The organism is Flavobacterium sp. ZT3R18 (assembly GCF_007097385.1).
In the GTDB taxonomy this organism is placed as follows: domain Bacteria; phylum Bacteroidota; class Bacteroidia; order Flavobacteriales; family Flavobacteriaceae; genus Flavobacterium.
In genome coordinates, this window is record NZ_VJZS01000013.1 from 70,674 (window position 1) to 86,384 (window position 15,711).

Annotated in this window: 17 protein-coding genes; 12 read left to right on the forward strand and 5 right to left on the reverse strand. The window is 35.9% G+C overall.

Going from position 1 to position 15,711, the window contains the following annotated elements; all coding sequences use genetic code 11:
- Window positions 1-103: 103 nt before the first annotated feature.
- Window positions 104-277 (forward strand): hypothetical protein, encoded by a 174-nt coding sequence (locus FNW52_RS20780; protein ID WP_185965989.1) that lies wholly within the window; start codon window positions 104-106, stop codon window positions 275-277.
- A 250-nt stretch (window positions 278-527) separates the two neighbouring features.
- Here FNW52_RS20780 and FNW52_RS14080 read toward each other — a convergent pair whose 3' ends face one another.
- Window positions 528-851 carry a single-stranded DNA-binding protein gene (locus FNW52_RS14080; protein ID WP_143378087.1) on the reverse strand — a complete coding sequence of 108 codons (324 nt, stop codon included), beginning with the start codon at window positions 849-851 and terminating at the stop codon, window positions 528-530.
- 223 nt (window positions 852-1,074) lie between these two features.
- Here FNW52_RS14080 and FNW52_RS14085 point away from each other — a divergent pair, with 223 nt between their 5' ends.
- The 3 genes from FNW52_RS14085 (at window position 1,075) to FNW52_RS14095 (ending at window position 4,893) form a co-directional block, all read left to right on the forward strand.
- The gene (locus FNW52_RS14085; RefSeq protein ID WP_143378088.1) at window positions 1,075-1,839 is read left to right on the forward strand and encodes a hypothetical protein; all 765 of its coding nucleotides are present in this window, start codon (window positions 1,075-1,077) and stop codon (window positions 1,837-1,839) included.
- A 295-nt stretch (window positions 1,840-2,134) separates the two neighbouring features.
- Window positions 2,135-2,488: a DUF2116 family Zn-ribbon domain-containing protein gene (locus tag FNW52_RS14090; RefSeq protein ID WP_143378089.1), complete on the forward strand. Its 354-nt coding sequence runs from the start codon at window positions 2,135-2,137 to the stop codon at window positions 2,486-2,488.
- Between the two features lie 11 nt (window positions 2,489-2,499).
- Entirely contained in the window at window positions 2,500-4,893 is a 2,394-nt protein-coding gene (locus FNW52_RS14095; protein ID WP_255515602.1) for a M20/M25/M40 family metallo-hydrolase, read from the forward strand.
- A gap of 144 nt (window positions 4,894-5,037) precedes the next feature.
- Here FNW52_RS14095 and FNW52_RS14100 read toward each other — a convergent pair whose 3' ends face one another.
- The 3 genes from FNW52_RS14100 to FNW52_RS14110 all read right to left on the reverse strand — a co-directional run bounded on the left by FNW52_RS14100 (window position 5,038) and on the right by FNW52_RS14110 (window position 6,160).
- Entirely contained in the window at window positions 5,038-5,439 is a 402-nt protein-coding gene (locus FNW52_RS14100) for a type II toxin-antitoxin system VapC family toxin (protein WP_143378090.1), read from the reverse strand.
- Window positions 5,439-5,678, reverse strand: a complete 240-nt coding sequence (locus FNW52_RS14105; protein ID WP_143378091.1) for a hypothetical protein — start codon at window positions 5,676-5,678, stop codon at window positions 5,439-5,441. The genes FNW52_RS14100 and FNW52_RS14105 overlap by 1 nt, the downstream gene beginning before the upstream one ends.
- A gap of 86 nt (window positions 5,679-5,764) precedes the next feature.
- Window positions 5,765-6,160 carry a rhodanese-like domain-containing protein gene (locus tag FNW52_RS14110; RefSeq protein ID WP_143378092.1) on the reverse strand — a complete coding sequence of 132 codons (396 nt, stop codon included), beginning with the start codon at window positions 6,158-6,160 and terminating at the stop codon, window positions 5,765-5,767.
- Between the two features lie 144 nt (window positions 6,161-6,304).
- Between FNW52_RS14110 and FNW52_RS14115 the strand changes: the two genes are divergently transcribed.
- From FNW52_RS14115 to FNW52_RS14130, 4 genes are read left to right on the forward strand one after another with little or no spacing between them, the layout of a single operon-like run.
- Window positions 6,305-7,195, forward strand: a complete 891-nt coding sequence (locus FNW52_RS14115; RefSeq protein ID WP_143378093.1) for a LysR family transcriptional regulator — start codon at window positions 6,305-6,307, stop codon at window positions 7,193-7,195.
- Window positions 7,192-7,641 (forward strand): GNAT family N-acetyltransferase, encoded by a 450-nt coding sequence (locus FNW52_RS14120; RefSeq protein WP_143378094.1) that lies wholly within the window; start codon window positions 7,192-7,194, stop codon window positions 7,639-7,641. Before FNW52_RS14115 ends, FNW52_RS14120 begins: the two co-directional genes overlap by 4 nt.
- Before the next feature lie 20 nt (window positions 7,642-7,661).
- On the forward strand, window positions 7,662-8,525 hold the full coding sequence (locus tag FNW52_RS14125) for an SDR family NAD(P)-dependent oxidoreductase (RefSeq protein ID WP_143378095.1): 864 nt from the start codon (window positions 7,662-7,664) through the stop codon (window positions 8,523-8,525).
- A gap of 1 nt (window position 8,526) precedes the next feature.
- Complete coding sequence (locus tag FNW52_RS14130) at window positions 8,527-9,477, forward strand: DMT family transporter (RefSeq protein ID WP_255515603.1); 951 nt, start codon at window positions 8,527-8,529, stop codon at window positions 9,475-9,477.
- Between the two features lie 235 nt (window positions 9,478-9,712).
- Here the strand turns inward: FNW52_RS14130 and FNW52_RS14135 are convergent, their stop codons facing one another.
- A complete protein-coding gene (locus tag FNW52_RS14135; protein ID WP_143378097.1) occupies window positions 9,713-11,776 on the reverse strand; it encodes a M13 family metallopeptidase in 2,064 nt (687 codons plus the stop codon).
- Between the two features lie 133 nt (window positions 11,777-11,909).
- On the opposite strand from FNW52_RS14135, the gene FNW52_RS14140 reads away from it, so the two are divergent.
- The 4 genes from FNW52_RS14140 (at window position 11,910) to feoB (ending at window position 15,706) form a co-directional block, all read left to right on the forward strand.
- Window positions 11,910-12,584: an SCO family protein gene (locus FNW52_RS14140; RefSeq protein ID WP_143378098.1), complete on the forward strand. Its 675-nt coding sequence runs from the start codon at window positions 11,910-11,912 to the stop codon at window positions 12,582-12,584.
- Window positions 12,585-12,720: 136 nt separating this feature from the next.
- Window positions 12,721-13,251 carry a Uma2 family endonuclease gene (locus FNW52_RS14145; RefSeq protein ID WP_143378099.1) on the forward strand — a complete coding sequence of 177 codons (531 nt, stop codon included), beginning with the start codon at window positions 12,721-12,723 and terminating at the stop codon, window positions 13,249-13,251.
- 116 nt (window positions 13,252-13,367) lie between these two features.
- Window positions 13,368-13,610: a FeoA family protein gene (locus tag FNW52_RS14150; RefSeq protein WP_143378100.1), complete on the forward strand. Its 243-nt coding sequence runs from the start codon at window positions 13,368-13,370 to the stop codon at window positions 13,608-13,610.
- Entirely contained in the window at window positions 13,607-15,706 is a 2,100-nt protein-coding gene (feoB, locus tag FNW52_RS14155; RefSeq protein WP_143378101.1) for a ferrous iron transport protein B, read from the forward strand. The genes FNW52_RS14150 and feoB overlap by 4 nt, the downstream gene beginning before the upstream one ends.
- The last annotated feature ends 5 nt before the right edge of the window (window positions 15,707-15,711 follow it).

Sequence of the window (15,711 nt, forward strand, 5' to 3'; positions counted from 1 at the left end):
TTTAGTGCCATTTTGGGGATTTTTTTTGCTCGAAAAATGTTAAAATTTATTTAGAATAGATAAAAATAATATACATTTGCCTTGGTTTTTAATTCTTTACACAGTGAGCAAGAAAGAAAAAGAGAAGAGCAAGAAAAAGGATAAAAAGAAAGAAATCCTTAAAAAAATAAAAGTGGCCGACAACTGCAAATCGAGTTGCTGCGATAAATACAAGAAAGGCGAAAAAAAGCGTTGCAGCCGTTGCCCGATGTTTGATTTGCTAAAGAAGAGTGCTTGATTTTAAGTAGTCGGTGGTCAGTTTTTTAGCATTCCGTTTGTATTGCTTTGAATAGCATTCAGTTACGCAGTTTGCATTATTTTTAAATGAACCGTCGCAATAATTAGTTATAGTAATGAAAAAAAGAGTCCCTCGAAAATTTTCGGGACTCTTTTTTTTTGGCTTAAAATTTTGATTTTACTAGGATTATAGAGCTACTTGTGGAGATCTCTCCTACGTCGAGATGACAATTTTGGGTGGTAAAACGAACCTACTTCCCTAGTAGCATAATCTCACTTACCACCACTTCGGTGATATAGCGTTTTTCTCCGTTCTTGTCATCGTAACTTCTATGGGTTAGTTTACCGTCTATGGCAATTTGCTTGCCTTTGGTTACGAATTTCTCGATAATCTCGGCAGTTTTTCCCCAAGCCACTACGGTGTGCCATTCGGTTTGGTCTACTCTTTCTCCTTTGTCGTTTTTGTAACTGTCGTTGGTAGCGATGGTCAAATTGGCGACTTTTCTTCCTCCGTCTAAAGTTTTGATTACTGGGTCATTTCCTGCGTTTCCGATTAATTGTACTCTGTTTTTCATGGCGTGTAAAATTTAAATGTTAGTGTGTGTATATTTTTTTTTAATTGTCATTGAAATTGACATTGCTATTGACATTGCTTTGTTTGATTTCGACATGGCAAAGATGCGACGGCTTCTAAAAGTTATTCGGTTGCTAACTACTTACTTTCGGTTGTAAATATTTGTAACCGTTTGTAAATGGGAAATTTTGAGTATATTTGGGAGATCTCAACAATTACAAAAAATGGACAAAAAAGAAATTACAGTTAGTGTCTTAAAATCAATTTTCGGTGTAATACCATATGGTGGAGCCGCACTTGATGAATTATTTTTTGAATACAATGGAAGAATAAAGCAAAACCGACTGAATAGGTTTACGGAAATATTAGCAGAAAACTTCACAAAAGATACTGTAATAAATTTAGAAAATATTAAAACAGAAGATTTCAATGACTTGTTCGAATCTGTTTTAAGAAGAGTTGTTCAAACGAAGTCTGAATTAAAATTATTGCGATTTAAAGATATTTTAATAAAGGAATTAAACTGTCCTTCAGAAAATGTAGAACTTATTGATCACTACCTAGATTTGATAAGTAATTTAACTGAAGAAGAAATTAAAATAATGTACAATCATAGATATTTCACAATAAGTTATGAAGAAGAAATTGATGAAATGAATTCATTAAAAGACAGTCTAACTTCACTAGAGCAACAAATGAAAAACGAAACAATAATTATTAATGAATCAAAATTCAGAAAACCTTACGATGAAGTCAAAATAAAATATGATAAGAAGAAAGAACATATTCTTTCATTTGCTAAATATAAGACAGCTGAATTTTATGGTCTATCTGAAAATAAATTTATGTTTTATAAACAAAGGCTCTTTTCAAAAGGACTTTTGATTGATAACAGGATGAACAGAATAGGAAATCTTCCTTTTGGACATATGGGTATAACAGAATTCGGAATTGAATTTATTGATTTTATACAAAATAGTGAGGAATAACAATGGGTAATGTCGTTTGGATTGACTCTATGAAGAAAGATAATTTTACTTAGATTATGGAGCTACTTGCGAAGATTCCTCCTCCGTCGGAATGACAATATTGTGGTAAAAATGGACAGAAAAATACAAAACCATAAATCCTAAATAGCCCTGATGGAAGGGAAAATCCTTTTTTGTCTCGTTTTTCTCGAGATAAAAAAGATTGGAATGACAGCAGGAATCCGTATCCACAATTAAAGCCTATTATTTGGCTCCTAAAAAAAAGAAATAATGTTGAACATAAAACGATGATATTATGAAAACCTGCCTCGAATGTGGAGATCCCATTGTGGGTCGCGAAGACAAGAAATTCTGTAGCGATGGTTGTCGGAATGCCTACAACAACAAAATAAATAAGGATAGCACGAATTATATGCGCAATATCAATAACAAATTGCGCAAAAATTACCGAATTTTGTCGGAACTGAATGCGAATGCCGACGGAAAATCGAAAACGACGCGAGCCAAGTTGATGAGCAAGGGTTTTGACTTTGAATTTTTTACCAATATTTTGAATACCAAGTCCGGAAATACCTACTATTTCCTATACGACCAAGGCTATATGGTTTTGGATAATGATTTTTATATACTAGTTAAAAAAGATATTTAATACCCCAAATAATGAAAAAAAATTTCTCTTCTATTATTGTTGTCGCCTCTATCGTGCTGATTTTGGGATTCCTATTTGTAACAATGATGCCTTCATGGTCGGCAGATGAAAACAAAAAAGTCACTGAGTTTTCGACCTCACGGGCTCTGGATCATATAAAAGCGATTGCCAAACAACCGCATTATGTAGGCACAAAAAACCACGAGGTTGTGGCCAATTATATCATTAAAGAATTGCAAAAACTGGGGTTGGAGACAACCATTCAGGAAGGTTTTACGTTGAGTGATTGGGGGAATTTGGTAAAATCTAAAAACATAATGTGCCGCATAAAAGGGAGTGAAACAGGCAAAGCATTGCTCCTACTCTCGCATTATGACAGCGCGCCGCATTCGTTTTCGCACGGGGCGAGTGACGATGCCTCGGGCGTGGCAACGATACTGGAAGGCGTTCGTGCTTATTTGAATGCCCAAACCAAACATAAAAACGACATCATCATTTTGTTTACTGATGCAGAGGAATTGGGGTTGAATGGTGCCGCACTTTTTGTTACCCAACACCAATGGGCTAAGGAAGTGGGATTAGTATTGAATTTTGAAGCTCGTGGTTCATCGGGACCGAGTTATATGTTGATGGAAACCAACAAAGGAAATGCAGGTTTGGCACAGGAATTTGCCAAAGCGGGGGCTGTATATCCCGTTTCGAATTCGTTGATGTATAGTATTTACAAAATGTTGCCAAATGATACGGACTTAACTATTTTTAGAGAGCAAGGCGATGTACAAGGATTTAATTTTGCTTTTATAGACGACCATTTTAATTACCATACCGCTCAGGATGATGTGGCGCATTTGGACAAAAGTACCTTGAAACATCAAGGCTCGTATTTGATGCCGTTGCTGAATTATTTTTCGAATGCGGATTTGAATGCTGTAAACGCAACTGCTGATGAAGTTTATTTCACGATTCCGTTTACGTTTATCAGCTATCCTTTTGATTGGGTACTGCCGATGACACTGATAGCTGCTGGTCTGCTAATCGTTTTGGTGTTTTTGGGCAAAGCCAAAAGAATGCTGAAAGGGAATGAAATCATGAAAGGTTTTTTTCCGTTTTTGGGTGCTTTGATTTTTACGGGATTGATTACCTATTACGGTTGGAAAGGATTGCTATGGTTGAATCCGCAATACAATGATTTACTCAACGGCTTTACTTACAACGGACACGATTATATTGCGGCTTTTGTGTTGCTGAGTCTTTCGATTTGTTTTTTCTTTTATCAGATAGCTTCCAAGCCAAAAGTGACGATGAACCATTATGTGATTCCGCTAGTGTTTTGGATTGTGCTGAACGGCTTTCTGGCCAACAGTTTGCGTGGTGCAGGATTCTTGATTATTCCAGTGTATTTTGGTCTGGTTGCTTTTGCGGTTTTTGTATTCAGCCAAAGATCCAATTGGATTGTAAACCTCATTTGCGGGATCCCTGCCTTGTTGATTATTGCTCCGTTTATTGAGATGTTTCCTGTAGGTTTAGGATTGAAAGTGTTGTTTGGCAGTGCTATTTTGACTGTTTTGGCATTTGTATTATTGCTGCCTGTTTTTGGGGCTTTCGCCAAAAAAGGAAGCTGGTCTTTGTTCTTCTTTTTGATTGCCATTGTCTTTTTTGCAAAAGCACAATACCACTCAGGTTATGAATTGGGCGAAGCCAAATCAAACAGTTTGGTGTATCTCTATAATGCCGATGCTAACAAAGCCAATTGGGCGACTTATGACACCAATTTGGATTCTTGGACGAAAAGCTATTTGGGTGAACACCCTAAAAATGGAAAAACATTGAATAATTTAAAGTTGTTTAGCAAATACAATTCGGAATTCACGTATGTAGCCGAAGCACCAAACAAAGCGATCGCCAAACCAACCATTACTTTTCTACAAGACAGCGTGGTGGGTTTGAAAAGATATTTGAAGATCAAAATTACCCCAAACCGCAAAGTCAATCGTTATGATATTTTTGCCGATGAAATTATGACGTTTTTCAATTTCAAAGCTAATGGTGTGACTACTTTGGGGCAAAAAGGAACAGAATTAGAACGAAACGGCAAAAAACTGTTGAGCTATTATGTGGTCAATAACGAACCATTGGTATTGCAATTTACGCTTAACAGAGCGACCGTGCTCGATATGGATGTAATGGAGAGTTCTTTTGATTTAATGACCAATCCACTGTTTGCGATGACCCAGAGAGAAAGTTGGATGATGCCAACGCCTTTTGTTTTGAATGATGCCGTAGTGATTCGACAAAAAATAAAACCTACTCCGAAAGTGGTTGCGCCGGTTGTGAATCCGGCGCTGTTAAAACCAGTATTGACAGATAGTTTAGCAGTGGTAAAGGATAGTTTGCGAGTGAAGTAAAAGGGATGTCGTCACAAATTGTGATACTAAAGAATTAGAGAAATATGCGGTCACAAATTGTGACCGCATAAAATGAAAATCATAGAGAGAGCGAATTGAACATAACAGTATAAACAATTTACACTAGCTCATTAGCAGTTCTATTTATTTTCGAAACCAATTTTCTATTTTAATTCCGTCTATATTCTCAAAATCTTTCGTGTTGTCTGTGACTAATGTCAATTTATTTACTACCGAAGTTACTCCAATTAATAAGTCAAATTCATCATTAATAGGTTTTCCTAATTTTCTTAAACGGACTTTTTCCTTAGCATATTTTTTAACGGAACTATATATTGGAATTATGGATATTCCGCTTACAAACAAGTCTACAGCTTTATGTGATTTTGTTGGATTGTCACTATTTTCGGCTCCGAAGCGAAGCTCAAAAACGGTTACTTCAGAGATGAAGCAGTTTTCTTTTCCTTTTTGTTTGATAATTTCATCTAAATTAAATTTTCCTCTTAAAAAGAAAACACAAATGTTTGTGTCTAATAAATATTGCATTAGAATTTAATTTCTTTGTTTCTAAATTTTCTACTGGATTTAATTTCTTTTACAATTTCTTCTGCTGGTTTCTCAGAACCAAAAGCCCCGAAAGATTCAAAAAAATTATCTTTTTTGGAAGTTCTTTCTCTTTTTAAGGATTTAGTTAAACTTTCAATTAATTCAATTTTGGTTAATGAATTTAATCCTTCAAATAACATCGAATAGTTTTCTATAATATTTTTGTCAGTATAACTCATAATATAATCTTTTCGTAAAGTTATGAATTCTTTTTTGTTTACAGAATTTTTCGATAACATAACAACTAACGCTTAATTTCATTCCATCAACAAGCACATTCCAATTTCAATCCTGCTTTATTTCCTTTTGTTCCCTCGGTAGCGTAACCATCAAATTTCCACCATTCGATTCCGCCTATTAATTCTTTTACTTTAAAGCCCAATTTGGTCATATTCAAAGCGCCTTTTGTAGAAGCATTGCAGCCTATTCCATCACAATAGGTTACATACAAAACGCCTTTGTCCAAATGATTGGTAGTTTCCAGACTCATTTCGCGATGCGGAATATTAATGGCATTGGGAATATGTTCTGCCTCAAATCCAAATGCTTTTCGGGTATCGAGAGCGATTATCTTTTCGCCATTATTCAAGGCATCAAACAAATCGGACGGATCCATTTCGAATGCCAATTTGTTTTCATAGTGTTTTCTTTGCGCTTCCATTTAGATTTTTTTAGGTTGTTTAATAATCCAAAATTAGGTTAACTTTATATGTGATAAAAACGAAAAGAATTCATCTATTTCATGAATTCTTTTCATCTAAAAGCAAGTATAAATTTTGTTCCTTTGTGAAAATAATTCTCAAAAATGGAAATCAGACATTTAAGATTGATTAAGACGATTGTCGAAGAAGGGAGCATTACAAAGGCGATTGACAAACTGCATTTGACGCAATCGGCCTTGAGCCATCAACTCAAAGAAGCCGAATATCAATTGGGTACACCCCTATTTTTGAGAACGAATAAAAAACTGATTCTGACCAAAGCAGGCGAGAAATTATATGAAATTGCAAATGAAATTCTCGATAAAATTTCGGAAACAGAACTCCAAATCAAACAAATGGTTTTCGGGGAATTTGGCGAAATCAGAATCAGCACCGAATGCTTTTCCAGTTACCATTGGTTGCCTTCTGTTTTAAAGCAATTTCATCATTTGTACCCAAATGTTGAATTGAAAATTGTAACCGAAGCCACTCATTATCCACTACAAAAACTGCTGGATAATGTAATCGACATTGGAATAGTCAGTGACCAAATCAAAAACGACAAAATAAAATATCTGGAACTTTTTCAAGATGAAATCGTGATGGCGGTTGCTGAAAATCATCCTTGGGTCAACAAAAAATATGTGGTTGCCGAAGATTTTGCCAATGAGCATTTAATCATTCATTCGCTACCGATGGAAACCGTTACTATTCATCAATTGGTTTTGGCGCCTGCCAATATAACGCCTAAAAAAATAACGGCATTGCCCCTTACCGAAGCTTCTATCGAAATGGTTAAAGCCGATATGGGCGTCATGTCTATAGCAAAATGGGCTTTGCAACCTTATTTAAAAAACAGCTCTATAAAAGCCATAAAAATTGGCAAAAACGGGCTGAAAAGAAAACATTTCATCGCTATTAGGGCTGAAAAGGAACACCCAGATTATTTCAATCATTTTATAGGCTTTTTACAAACCGAAATCAATTTGCAATGAACTATTTAATACGCGATTGCCAACCAACGGATGTAAATGCAGTGGTCAATTTATGTCAAAAACATGCTGACTACGAACGAGCCAATTTTAATCCGATTGGAAAAGAAGACGGACTTAAAAAAGCTGTGTTTTCTGAGCAACCCAAATTATTTTGTTTGGTCGTCGAAGCCAATGAAACAATCGTTGGGTATGCGAGTTATACTTTTGATTTTTCGACTTGGGATGCCGCCACTTTTATGTATATGGATTGTTTGTATCTTGAAGAGGAAGTTCGAGGTTTTGGAATTGGCGAAGCTATAATCGAAAAATTAAAACAGATTGCAATGGATAAAAATTGCATCAACATACAATGGCAGACTCCTAAATTCAACGAAATGGCGATTCAATTTTACCATCGTATCGGTGGAACAGGCATAGATAAAGTGCGCTTTTTTCTGGATTTATAATGAGCATCAAAAAATAAAAAATGACACAAATAAGCCTATTAGGTTGCGGTTGGTTGGGTTTGCCTTTGGCGAAAGCCTTAATAGTAAATGGGTTTTCTGTAAAGGGTTCAACTACATCCGAAAGCAAAATTTCTGGATTGAAAGCATTGGGCATTGATCCTTTTTTAATTACCCTGAGCGCAGTCGAAGGGGCGCTTGACAGCAAAAGGATAACAGGTGCTATTGAAGATTTCTTTAACGGAAGTAAAACATTGGTTATTAATATCCCGCCTCAATTGAGAGGGAAAAATAGTGATTCTTCAACTGCGAATGCCCCTTCGGCTTCGCTCAGGAAACCATTTGTAGAAAAGATAAAACCCCTGATTCCGTATATAGAAAAATCTACGATTGAGAACGTGCTTTTTGTGAGTTCAACGTCGGTTTATGGCGAAGCCAATGGCACGATAACCGAAGAAACACCCGCACAACCCGATACCGAAAGCGGTAAACAATTATTAGAAACCGAAACACTTTTGCAAAACAATCCAAATTTCAAAACCACGATTCTTCGTTTTGGCGGACTCATTGGCGAAGACCGAAATCCGATTCGTTTTTTGGCAGGAAAAGAAAACCTCGATAATCCAGAAGCACCCATCAACTTTATCCATCAGGAAGATTGCATTGGGATAATCTTAAAAATCATAGCTACAGATTCTTGGAACGAAATCTACAACGGTGTCAGTCCTTTTCATCCCTCAAGAGAAACTTATTATACACAAAAAGCAACCGAATTAGCCTTACCTTTACCTCGATTTGATCACTCCAAACCTTCTAATGGAAAACTGATTTTGAGTGACAAAGTAGAAAACGTTTTGGGTTATGCCTTTATTAAAACCGAATTATAAATTGAGAACAAAAATAAAAATCATTTTTAAGTCTAGAGTTAATGCCATTGGATTACCCATTTTGGCTTTGTGCTGGGTAAGCTTTTTTTGGGGGACTACTTGGTTGGCTTCCAAAGAAGGAGTCAAGCACATGCCAGCATTACAACTCGCAGCTATTAGGCAATTTATTGGGGGAGCATTATATCTTAGCTTTTTCTTATTCAAAAAAACACCTTGGCCAAAAGGCAATCAATGGAAAAGCATCATCATTCTTAGCTTACTTAATTTTGTTTGTAGCAACGGACTCAGCACTTGGGGTGTGAAATACATCAGCAGTGGATTGGGCGCCATTATTGGAGCGATGGTTCCTGTTTGGATCGTATTTATCAGCATTTTTAAAGGCGAAAGAATTACTAAATTGGCCGTTTTGGGAATTTTGGTTTGTTTTGGAGGGGTTTGCGTTATCTTTTATGAACACCTACTCGATTTTTTACAACCCGACTTTCAATTTGGTATCCTGCTTTCGATAGCAGCAACGATTACTTGGGCTTTTGGAACTTTATATACCAAGAAAAAAGCGGCTAGTTTCAACCCGTATTTTAGTTTGGGATTGCAAATGTTTATCTCTAGTATTTTCCTTTTTTCCTTTGTAGGCGCTACGGGTGCTAGCATTCCACTTTCAGAAATTCCTGCTAATTCTTGGTGGTCAATTGCCTATTTGGTACTCATTGGTTCGGTATTGACCTTTATTGCTTTTATTTATGCCTTGCAAAAACTCCCTACCGAATTGAGTAGTGTCTATGCCTATATCAACCCGATTGTAGCCGTTGTTTTGGGTTCTTTTATTTTTGGAGAGCCGTTAACCACCGCAATTGTATTTGGCGGAAGCGTAACTTTAATCGGATTGTATTTGATCAATTATGCGATGCGAAAAAAGAAAAACAGTAATGAACCTATAACGGAGATTAGTTAGTTTGCAAGGCTATATTCTAAAATAGACAGCATTAAATTTTAACAATGTAAGAAATATAAGGCAGTTTAAGCTAGAATGCAAAAAACAATAACTTATGTTTTCTTACATTTCTTATATGGTTAACCTTTTCTTCCCGAAGCTTAAGGAGTCGTTGTTTATTTTATATCTGCTTAATAAAAAATCCCATTTGCCTAATCTAGACAAATGGGATTTTTATTTTAAGTTCAATAGAATCTTACCAGATCTTAACTCTTTTCTCTGGAGCGATATACATTCCGTCGCCTTGTTTTATATCGAATGCTTGATAGAAAGCATCAACGTTTTGAATTGGCACATAAGCACGGTACATTCCAGGAGTATGTGGATCTGTTTTTACTTGGCTTTTTATGGCTTCATCACGCATTTTTGTTCTCCAAACAGTAGCCCAAGAAATAAAGAAACGTTGCTCAGGAGTATATCCATCTATCAACCCAGGATTTCCGTTTGCTTTTAAATACAATTGCAAACCATCATAAGCAGCATTTATACCTCCTAAATCCCCAATGTTTTCTCCAAGGGTAAATTTACCATCTACGTGAATTCCAGGAAGCGGTTCTAATGCGCTGTATTGATCTGCAAGTGCAGTTCCTAAAGCCGTAAATTGTTTTAAATCTTCGTCTGTCCACCAGTTTACAAGATTCCCATCGGCGTTGTAACGCGCACCAGCATCATCAAATCCATGAGAGATTTCATGACCAATAACAGCTCCAATTCCACCATAATTTACGGCTTCGTCTGCTTGATAATTGTAAAATGGGGGTTGCAAAATAGCTGCTGGAAATACGATCTCATTATAAGACGGATTATAATAAGCATTCACCGTTTGAGGAGACATTCCCCATTCTGTTTTATCTACTGGTTTAGACAGTTTTGCCAAATCTTCTTGATAATTCCAACGATAAAAATTTCTCATGTTTTCAAAATAGCTACCGCCTTCATCAGCACTTTTAATTACCAAGGACGAATAGTCTTTCCATTTATCTGGGTAACCTATTTTGACAGTAATTTTTTTTAATTTTTCAATCGCTTTTATTTTTGTTTCAGGCGACATCCAAGTCAAATTCTCAATACGATGTTGGTACGCTAAAATTACGTTTTGAATCATTTTCTCGGCTTTTGCTTTAGCTTCGGCTGGAAACATTTTTTCAACATACAACTTCCCTAGAGCCTCGCCTATCGTCCTGTTTACGTTTTGCAAAGCTCTATCTTCTCTAGGCCTTTGCTTGATAGCCCCCGTTAATGTTTTACCATAAAAATCAAAACTAGCTAATTCTATATCAGTTGATAATTCTCCTACCGATGCATTAAGAATCGTCCACTTCATGTATTCTTTCCAGTCTTCGACTTTATTTTCTAAGAAAACGGTTTGCAAAGCCTTCATGTATCTAGGCTGAGTAACGATAATGGTATCTAATTTTTTTAACCCAAGTTCAGAAAAATAAGCATCCCATTTGATTGCAGGAGTCATTTTTTGCAAATCTGCAACGGTCATCGGATTGTATTGCAAACGACTGTCTCTGCTCTCTACTCTATCCAATCTAGGATTAGATAATGCTGTTTCTAACGCTAAAATCTTAGCAGCACTTACCTTAGCTTGTGCTGGATTTTCGCCAATAAATTGCATCATCCTTGCCACGTGAAGTTCGTATTTCTCCCGTTTTTCTTTGGCATCTTTTTCATTAGAAGAGTAGTAATCTTTATCCGACATACCCAATCTAGCAATACCTAAACTAACGGAGTTCTTATTGCTGTTTTTTTCGTCAGCTCCAATTTGCAATCCAAAAAAGCCACTAGGTAACAAAGTCTCAAACTCTACTAAAAGTTTTTGTAAATCTTGAATGTTTTTGACCTTATCCACTTTTGCCAAATAAGGTTTCAAAGGAGCAATTCCTTGCTTATTTCGGGCAACCGTATCCGTAATCGATTTAAAAAAATTAACTGCTTTCCCTTGATCTGTATTCGATTTATAAATTGGATTAGTTGCAGCTTCTTTCAGAATAGCCATAGCATCTTTGTCCGTTTTTTTTATCAACTCGTTAAAGCTACCCCAAGAAGTTCGATCACTTGGAATTTCAGTTTTATCTAGCCACGTTCCATTTACAAAATGGAAAAAATTATCATTAGGTTTCGTGTTTTTATCCATATACGAAACATTAATCCCTGGTTCTGCTGTTTTTACATCCGTTTGAGCTTGGCTTTCTGAAATCCAAATAAATGCAGGAATTGCAAAAATAAGCCGTTTGGTTAATAGATTATTCATTTTTATTATTGATTTATAAGTTATTACAAACGTATCAATAATATTTCACAAATAAAAGGACTGAAATAATTCCATTTTGTTAAATATTTCAAAAGAGCCATTCCATTTTGTATTTTTGCCCCAAATTAAAATTATGTTATCTATTTTAAAAAAATACCGAGTTTATATTGGTGTCATCCTCATTTTTTCTATTATAACGCTTTACTTATTTTATTCGGCTTTAAAACCCAGTAAAACATTGCCTATTTATAATCCAGCCGATGTGAACCCAGAATTGGTGGACAGTACCGTACAATACATTAGCAAATACCACACCATTGCCGATTTCTCTTTTGTGAACCAAAACGGAAAAACCATTACTCAAAAAGAGTATGAAGGCAAAATATACGTAGCCGACTTTTTCTTTACCACTTGTGGTTCAATTTGTCCCAAAATGACCACTAATTTGGTCGATGTGCAAAAAGCAATCCAAAACAACCCAAAAGTAATGTTGCTTTCACACACCGTTTTCCCAGAAACCGACAGTGTTCCAGCATTAAAGGCCTATGCGAAAAAATACGGTGTCATTGACGGAAAGTGGAATCTAGTCACTGGCGATAAAAAAGAAATCTACACCATGGCCAGAAAATCCTATTTGGCCGTAAAATTGGGAAAACCAGAAGAGTTGTATGACATGGTGCATACCGAAAATTTTGTTTTGGTAGACCAAAAAAGACGCGTTCGTGGTTTTTATGATGGAACCAAAAAAGAAGACATACAGCGATTGATACAAGATATTAATTGGCTTACTGCCGATGAAAAAAATTAAAATTTACAGTGATGAAAATTTCTTAAATTTGTAAAAACAAAGATTATGAAATGAGCATAACCGAAAATTGGTCGCAAAAAACCAATGTTGATATGCAAATTACATATAACCAATAAAAAACAATAAATATCGACATATGAAATCTAAATACGATTTTCCGAGATATACCTATGACGATTATAAAAACTGGAAAGAAGATTGGGAATTAATTGATGGTTATCCGTTACAGTTTTTACCGTCTGCCTCTCCAAAGCACAGTAAATTGCAAGTAAAACTTTTGACTCAAGCATCCAATTCTATGGATAAAAATAGTGTTGAATGTAATTGCGAATTATTTGTGGAATTGGACTGGAAAATTAATGAAGAAACTGTTGTGCGCCCAGATATTATGATAGTTTGTGGTAAAGCTTCAGAAAATTTTTTAGAATTACCTCCCACTTTGATTATAGAAATAATTTCCCCTTCGTCTATTAAAAAAGACCGAGTAATCAAATTTGATTTATACAGGGAACAAGGGGTGAAATATTACATTATGGTCGATTCTTCAAAAGAAACCATTGAAGTATTTGAATTAATTGACAATCTCTATAAACAAGTTAACCTAACTACTTTTCAGATTGATAAAAACAGTGAAGTCACTTTTGACTTTGATGCAATTTGGAAATAATCACCACTCCAAACACATTTCATCGATAAACAAAAAAACGAGTAAAACTGATAATTATCAGCTTTAATTATAATAAAAAATGTATTTTTGCAATCTTAATTGAATCTAAATAAGCTTTGCAAACAACGATACATTCTCTCAAAAAAGGCCAAAAAGCCACTATACTGGATTTTGATATCGATGTTATCCCTTTAAAACTACTAGAAATGGGGTGTTTGCCGGGTAATGAAGTCGAATTACTTCAAATTGCTCCTTTTGGAGACCCTTTGTATTTGAATATTAATGGTTCCCATCTTGCCATTCGTATCGAAACGGCAAAACAGATTGAAGTAGAACTCATTAAAAACAAAGAAAAATGAGTTTAAAAAACATCAACGTCGCTCTAATTGGGAATCCAAACGTAGGGAAGACTTCGGTTTTTAATCAACTTACAGGGTTAAACCAGCAAGTTGGGAACTATCCCGGAATTACCGTAGAGAAAAAGATGGGGTTTTGCAAACTACCTAACAACATCAAAGCCAATATTCTTGATTTGCCCGGTACCTATAGCTTAAACGCCAGTTCTATTGACGAAAGTGTTGTTATAGAACTTTTACTGAATAAAAATGACCGACTCTATCCAGACGTAGCTCTAGTAGTTACCGATGTAGAGAACCTGAAACGAAATTTACTCCTTTATACTCAAATAAAAGACCTTGAAGTCCCTACTATTTTAGTCATTAATATGGCCGATAGAATGGAACATAAAGGCATTACTCTTGACATCCCCTATCTTGAAGAACACTTAAAAACCAAAATCGCACTGATTAGTTCCAGAAAAGGGCACGGAATAGAGGAATTAAAAAACTTGATTGTTAGTTACAAAACCATTTCAAGCGAACCTTGCTTAAATGCTTCGAGTATTGATGTCGAATATTTCAATAGTCTCCGTCACGCCTTCCCCCATCAGTTGTTATACAAACTGTGGTTGGTCATAACGCAAGATGTAAACTTTTTGAATTTGGAACGCAATGAAATCCATGGCTCTTTTGCCAAATCGCATTCGGATTTGAAACGCTTGCAACAAAAAGAAACCATCAAACGCTATCAGTTTATTAATGACGTCTTGAAAGAGGGGCTAAAAGTAGATTCTAGTGTTGCCAAAGATTTTCGTAGCAAACTAGACCGCGTGCTTACCCACAAAATATGGGGGTATGTTATTTTCTTCCTCATTTTATTTGTGATTTTTCAGTCTATTTTTGAATGGTCCAAAATCCCCATGGATTTTATCGACAGTAGTTTTGCTACTCTAAGCACCTTGGCTAGTGAACATTTACCTTCGGGTGTGTTGACCAATTTGATTTCGCAAGGAATAATACCCGGAATAGGTGGGATTTTGATTTTCATTCCACAAATTGCCTTTTTGTTTTTGTTCATTTCTATACTTGAAGAAAGTGGCTATATGAGTCGTGTGGTATTCTTGATGGATAAAATTATGCGCCGATTTGGTCTTTCTGGCAAGAGTGTGGTACCCTTAATTTCGGGAACGGCCTGCGCTATTCCGGCCATTATGGCGACTCGAAACATAGAAAACTGGAAAGAACGTTTAATAACTATACTCGTAACTCCTTTTACCACTTGTTCGGCTCGACTACCTGTTTATGCTATCATTATTGGATTGGTCATTCCAGACACTTATGTTTTAGGGATTTTAAACATACAAGGGTTAACCTTAATGCTTTTGTATGTTATTGGTTTCGGAATGGCGATTTTCTCTGCCTATATTTTGAATCTTATTTTAAAAGTAAAAGGCAAAACATTCTTTGTGGTTGAAATGCCCAACTATAAATTGCCGATGTTCAAGAATGTGGCCATCAACGTTATCGAAAAAACAAAAGCCTTCGTTTTTGGCGCCGGAAAAATCATCTTGGCCATATCTGTTATTTTATGGTTTTTGGCTTCATACGGACCCGGTAAACAGTTTAAAAATGCCGAAAAGATAATACTGGAAAACACCAAAGCAAATCCGCTATCCGCAACTGAGTTTAATAATGCTGTCGCTTCGCAAAAACTGGAAAACTCCTATATTGGGTTAATGGGAAAAACCATAGAACCTGTAATTTCTCCTTTGGGTTACGACTGGAAGATTGGCATTGCCATCATCAGTTCGTTTGCAGCAAGAGAAGTATTTGTAGGTACTTTGGCAACCATCTATAGTGTGGGCGGAAGCGACAATGAAAACACCATAAAAAACAAAATGGCCGAAGAAGTGAATCCTATAACTGGCCAAAAGATATTTAATTTTGCTTCGGGCATCTCATTGCTTTTATTCTATGCCTTTGCCATGCAATGCGCCAGCACCCTCGCGATAACCAAAAAAGAAACCAATTCTTGGAAATGGCCTGCCGGTCAACTTGTTTTCATGAGTTCTTTAGCTTACGTAGTCGCTTTGATTGCTTTTCAAATCCTAAAATAGCGTAT

Coding starts and splice junctions, on each gene's coding strand:
- FNW52_RS14100 (WP_143378090.1), bottom strand. CDS start 5,439: ATGCAATATTTATTAGACACAAACATTTGTGTTTTCTTTTTAAGAGGA.
- FNW52_RS14135 (WP_143378097.1), bottom strand. CDS start 11,776: ATGAATAATCTATTAACCAAACGGCTTATTTTTGCAATTCCTGCATTT.
- FNW52_RS14105 (WP_143378091.1), bottom strand. CDS start 5,678: ATGAGTTATACTGACAAAAATATTATAGAAAACTATTCGATGTTATTT.
- FNW52_RS14085 (WP_143378088.1), top strand. CDS start 1,075: ATGGACAAAAAAGAAATTACAGTTAGTGTCTTAAAATCAATTTTCGGT.
- FNW52_RS14120 (WP_143378094.1), top strand. CDS start 7,192: ATGAACTATTTAATACGCGATTGCCAACCAACGGATGTAAATGCAGTG.
- FNW52_RS14115 (WP_143378093.1), top strand. CDS start 6,305: ATGGAAATCAGACATTTAAGATTGATTAAGACGATTGTCGAAGAAGGG.
- FNW52_RS14110 (WP_143378092.1), bottom strand. CDS start 6,160: ATGGAAGCGCAAAGAAAACACTATGAAAACAAATTGGCATTCGAAATG.
- FNW52_RS14140 (WP_143378098.1), top strand. CDS start 11,910: ATGTTATCTATTTTAAAAAAATACCGAGTTTATATTGGTGTCATCCTC.
- FNW52_RS14090 (WP_143378089.1), top strand. CDS start 2,135: ATGAAAACCTGCCTCGAATGTGGAGATCCCATTGTGGGTCGCGAAGAC.
- feoB (WP_143378101.1), top strand. CDS start 13,607: ATGAGTTTAAAAAACATCAACGTCGCTCTAATTGGGAATCCAAACGTA.
- FNW52_RS14080 (WP_143378087.1), bottom strand. CDS start 851: ATGAAAAACAGAGTACAATTAATCGGAAACGCAGGAAATGACCCAGTA.
- FNW52_RS14145 (WP_143378099.1), top strand. CDS start 12,721: ATGAAATCTAAATACGATTTTCCGAGATATACCTATGACGATTATAAA.
- FNW52_RS14095 (WP_255515602.1), top strand. CDS start 2,500: ATGAAAAAAAATTTCTCTTCTATTATTGTTGTCGCCTCTATCGTGCTG.
- FNW52_RS14125 (WP_143378095.1), top strand. CDS start 7,662: ATGACACAAATAAGCCTATTAGGTTGCGGTTGGTTGGGTTTGCCTTTG.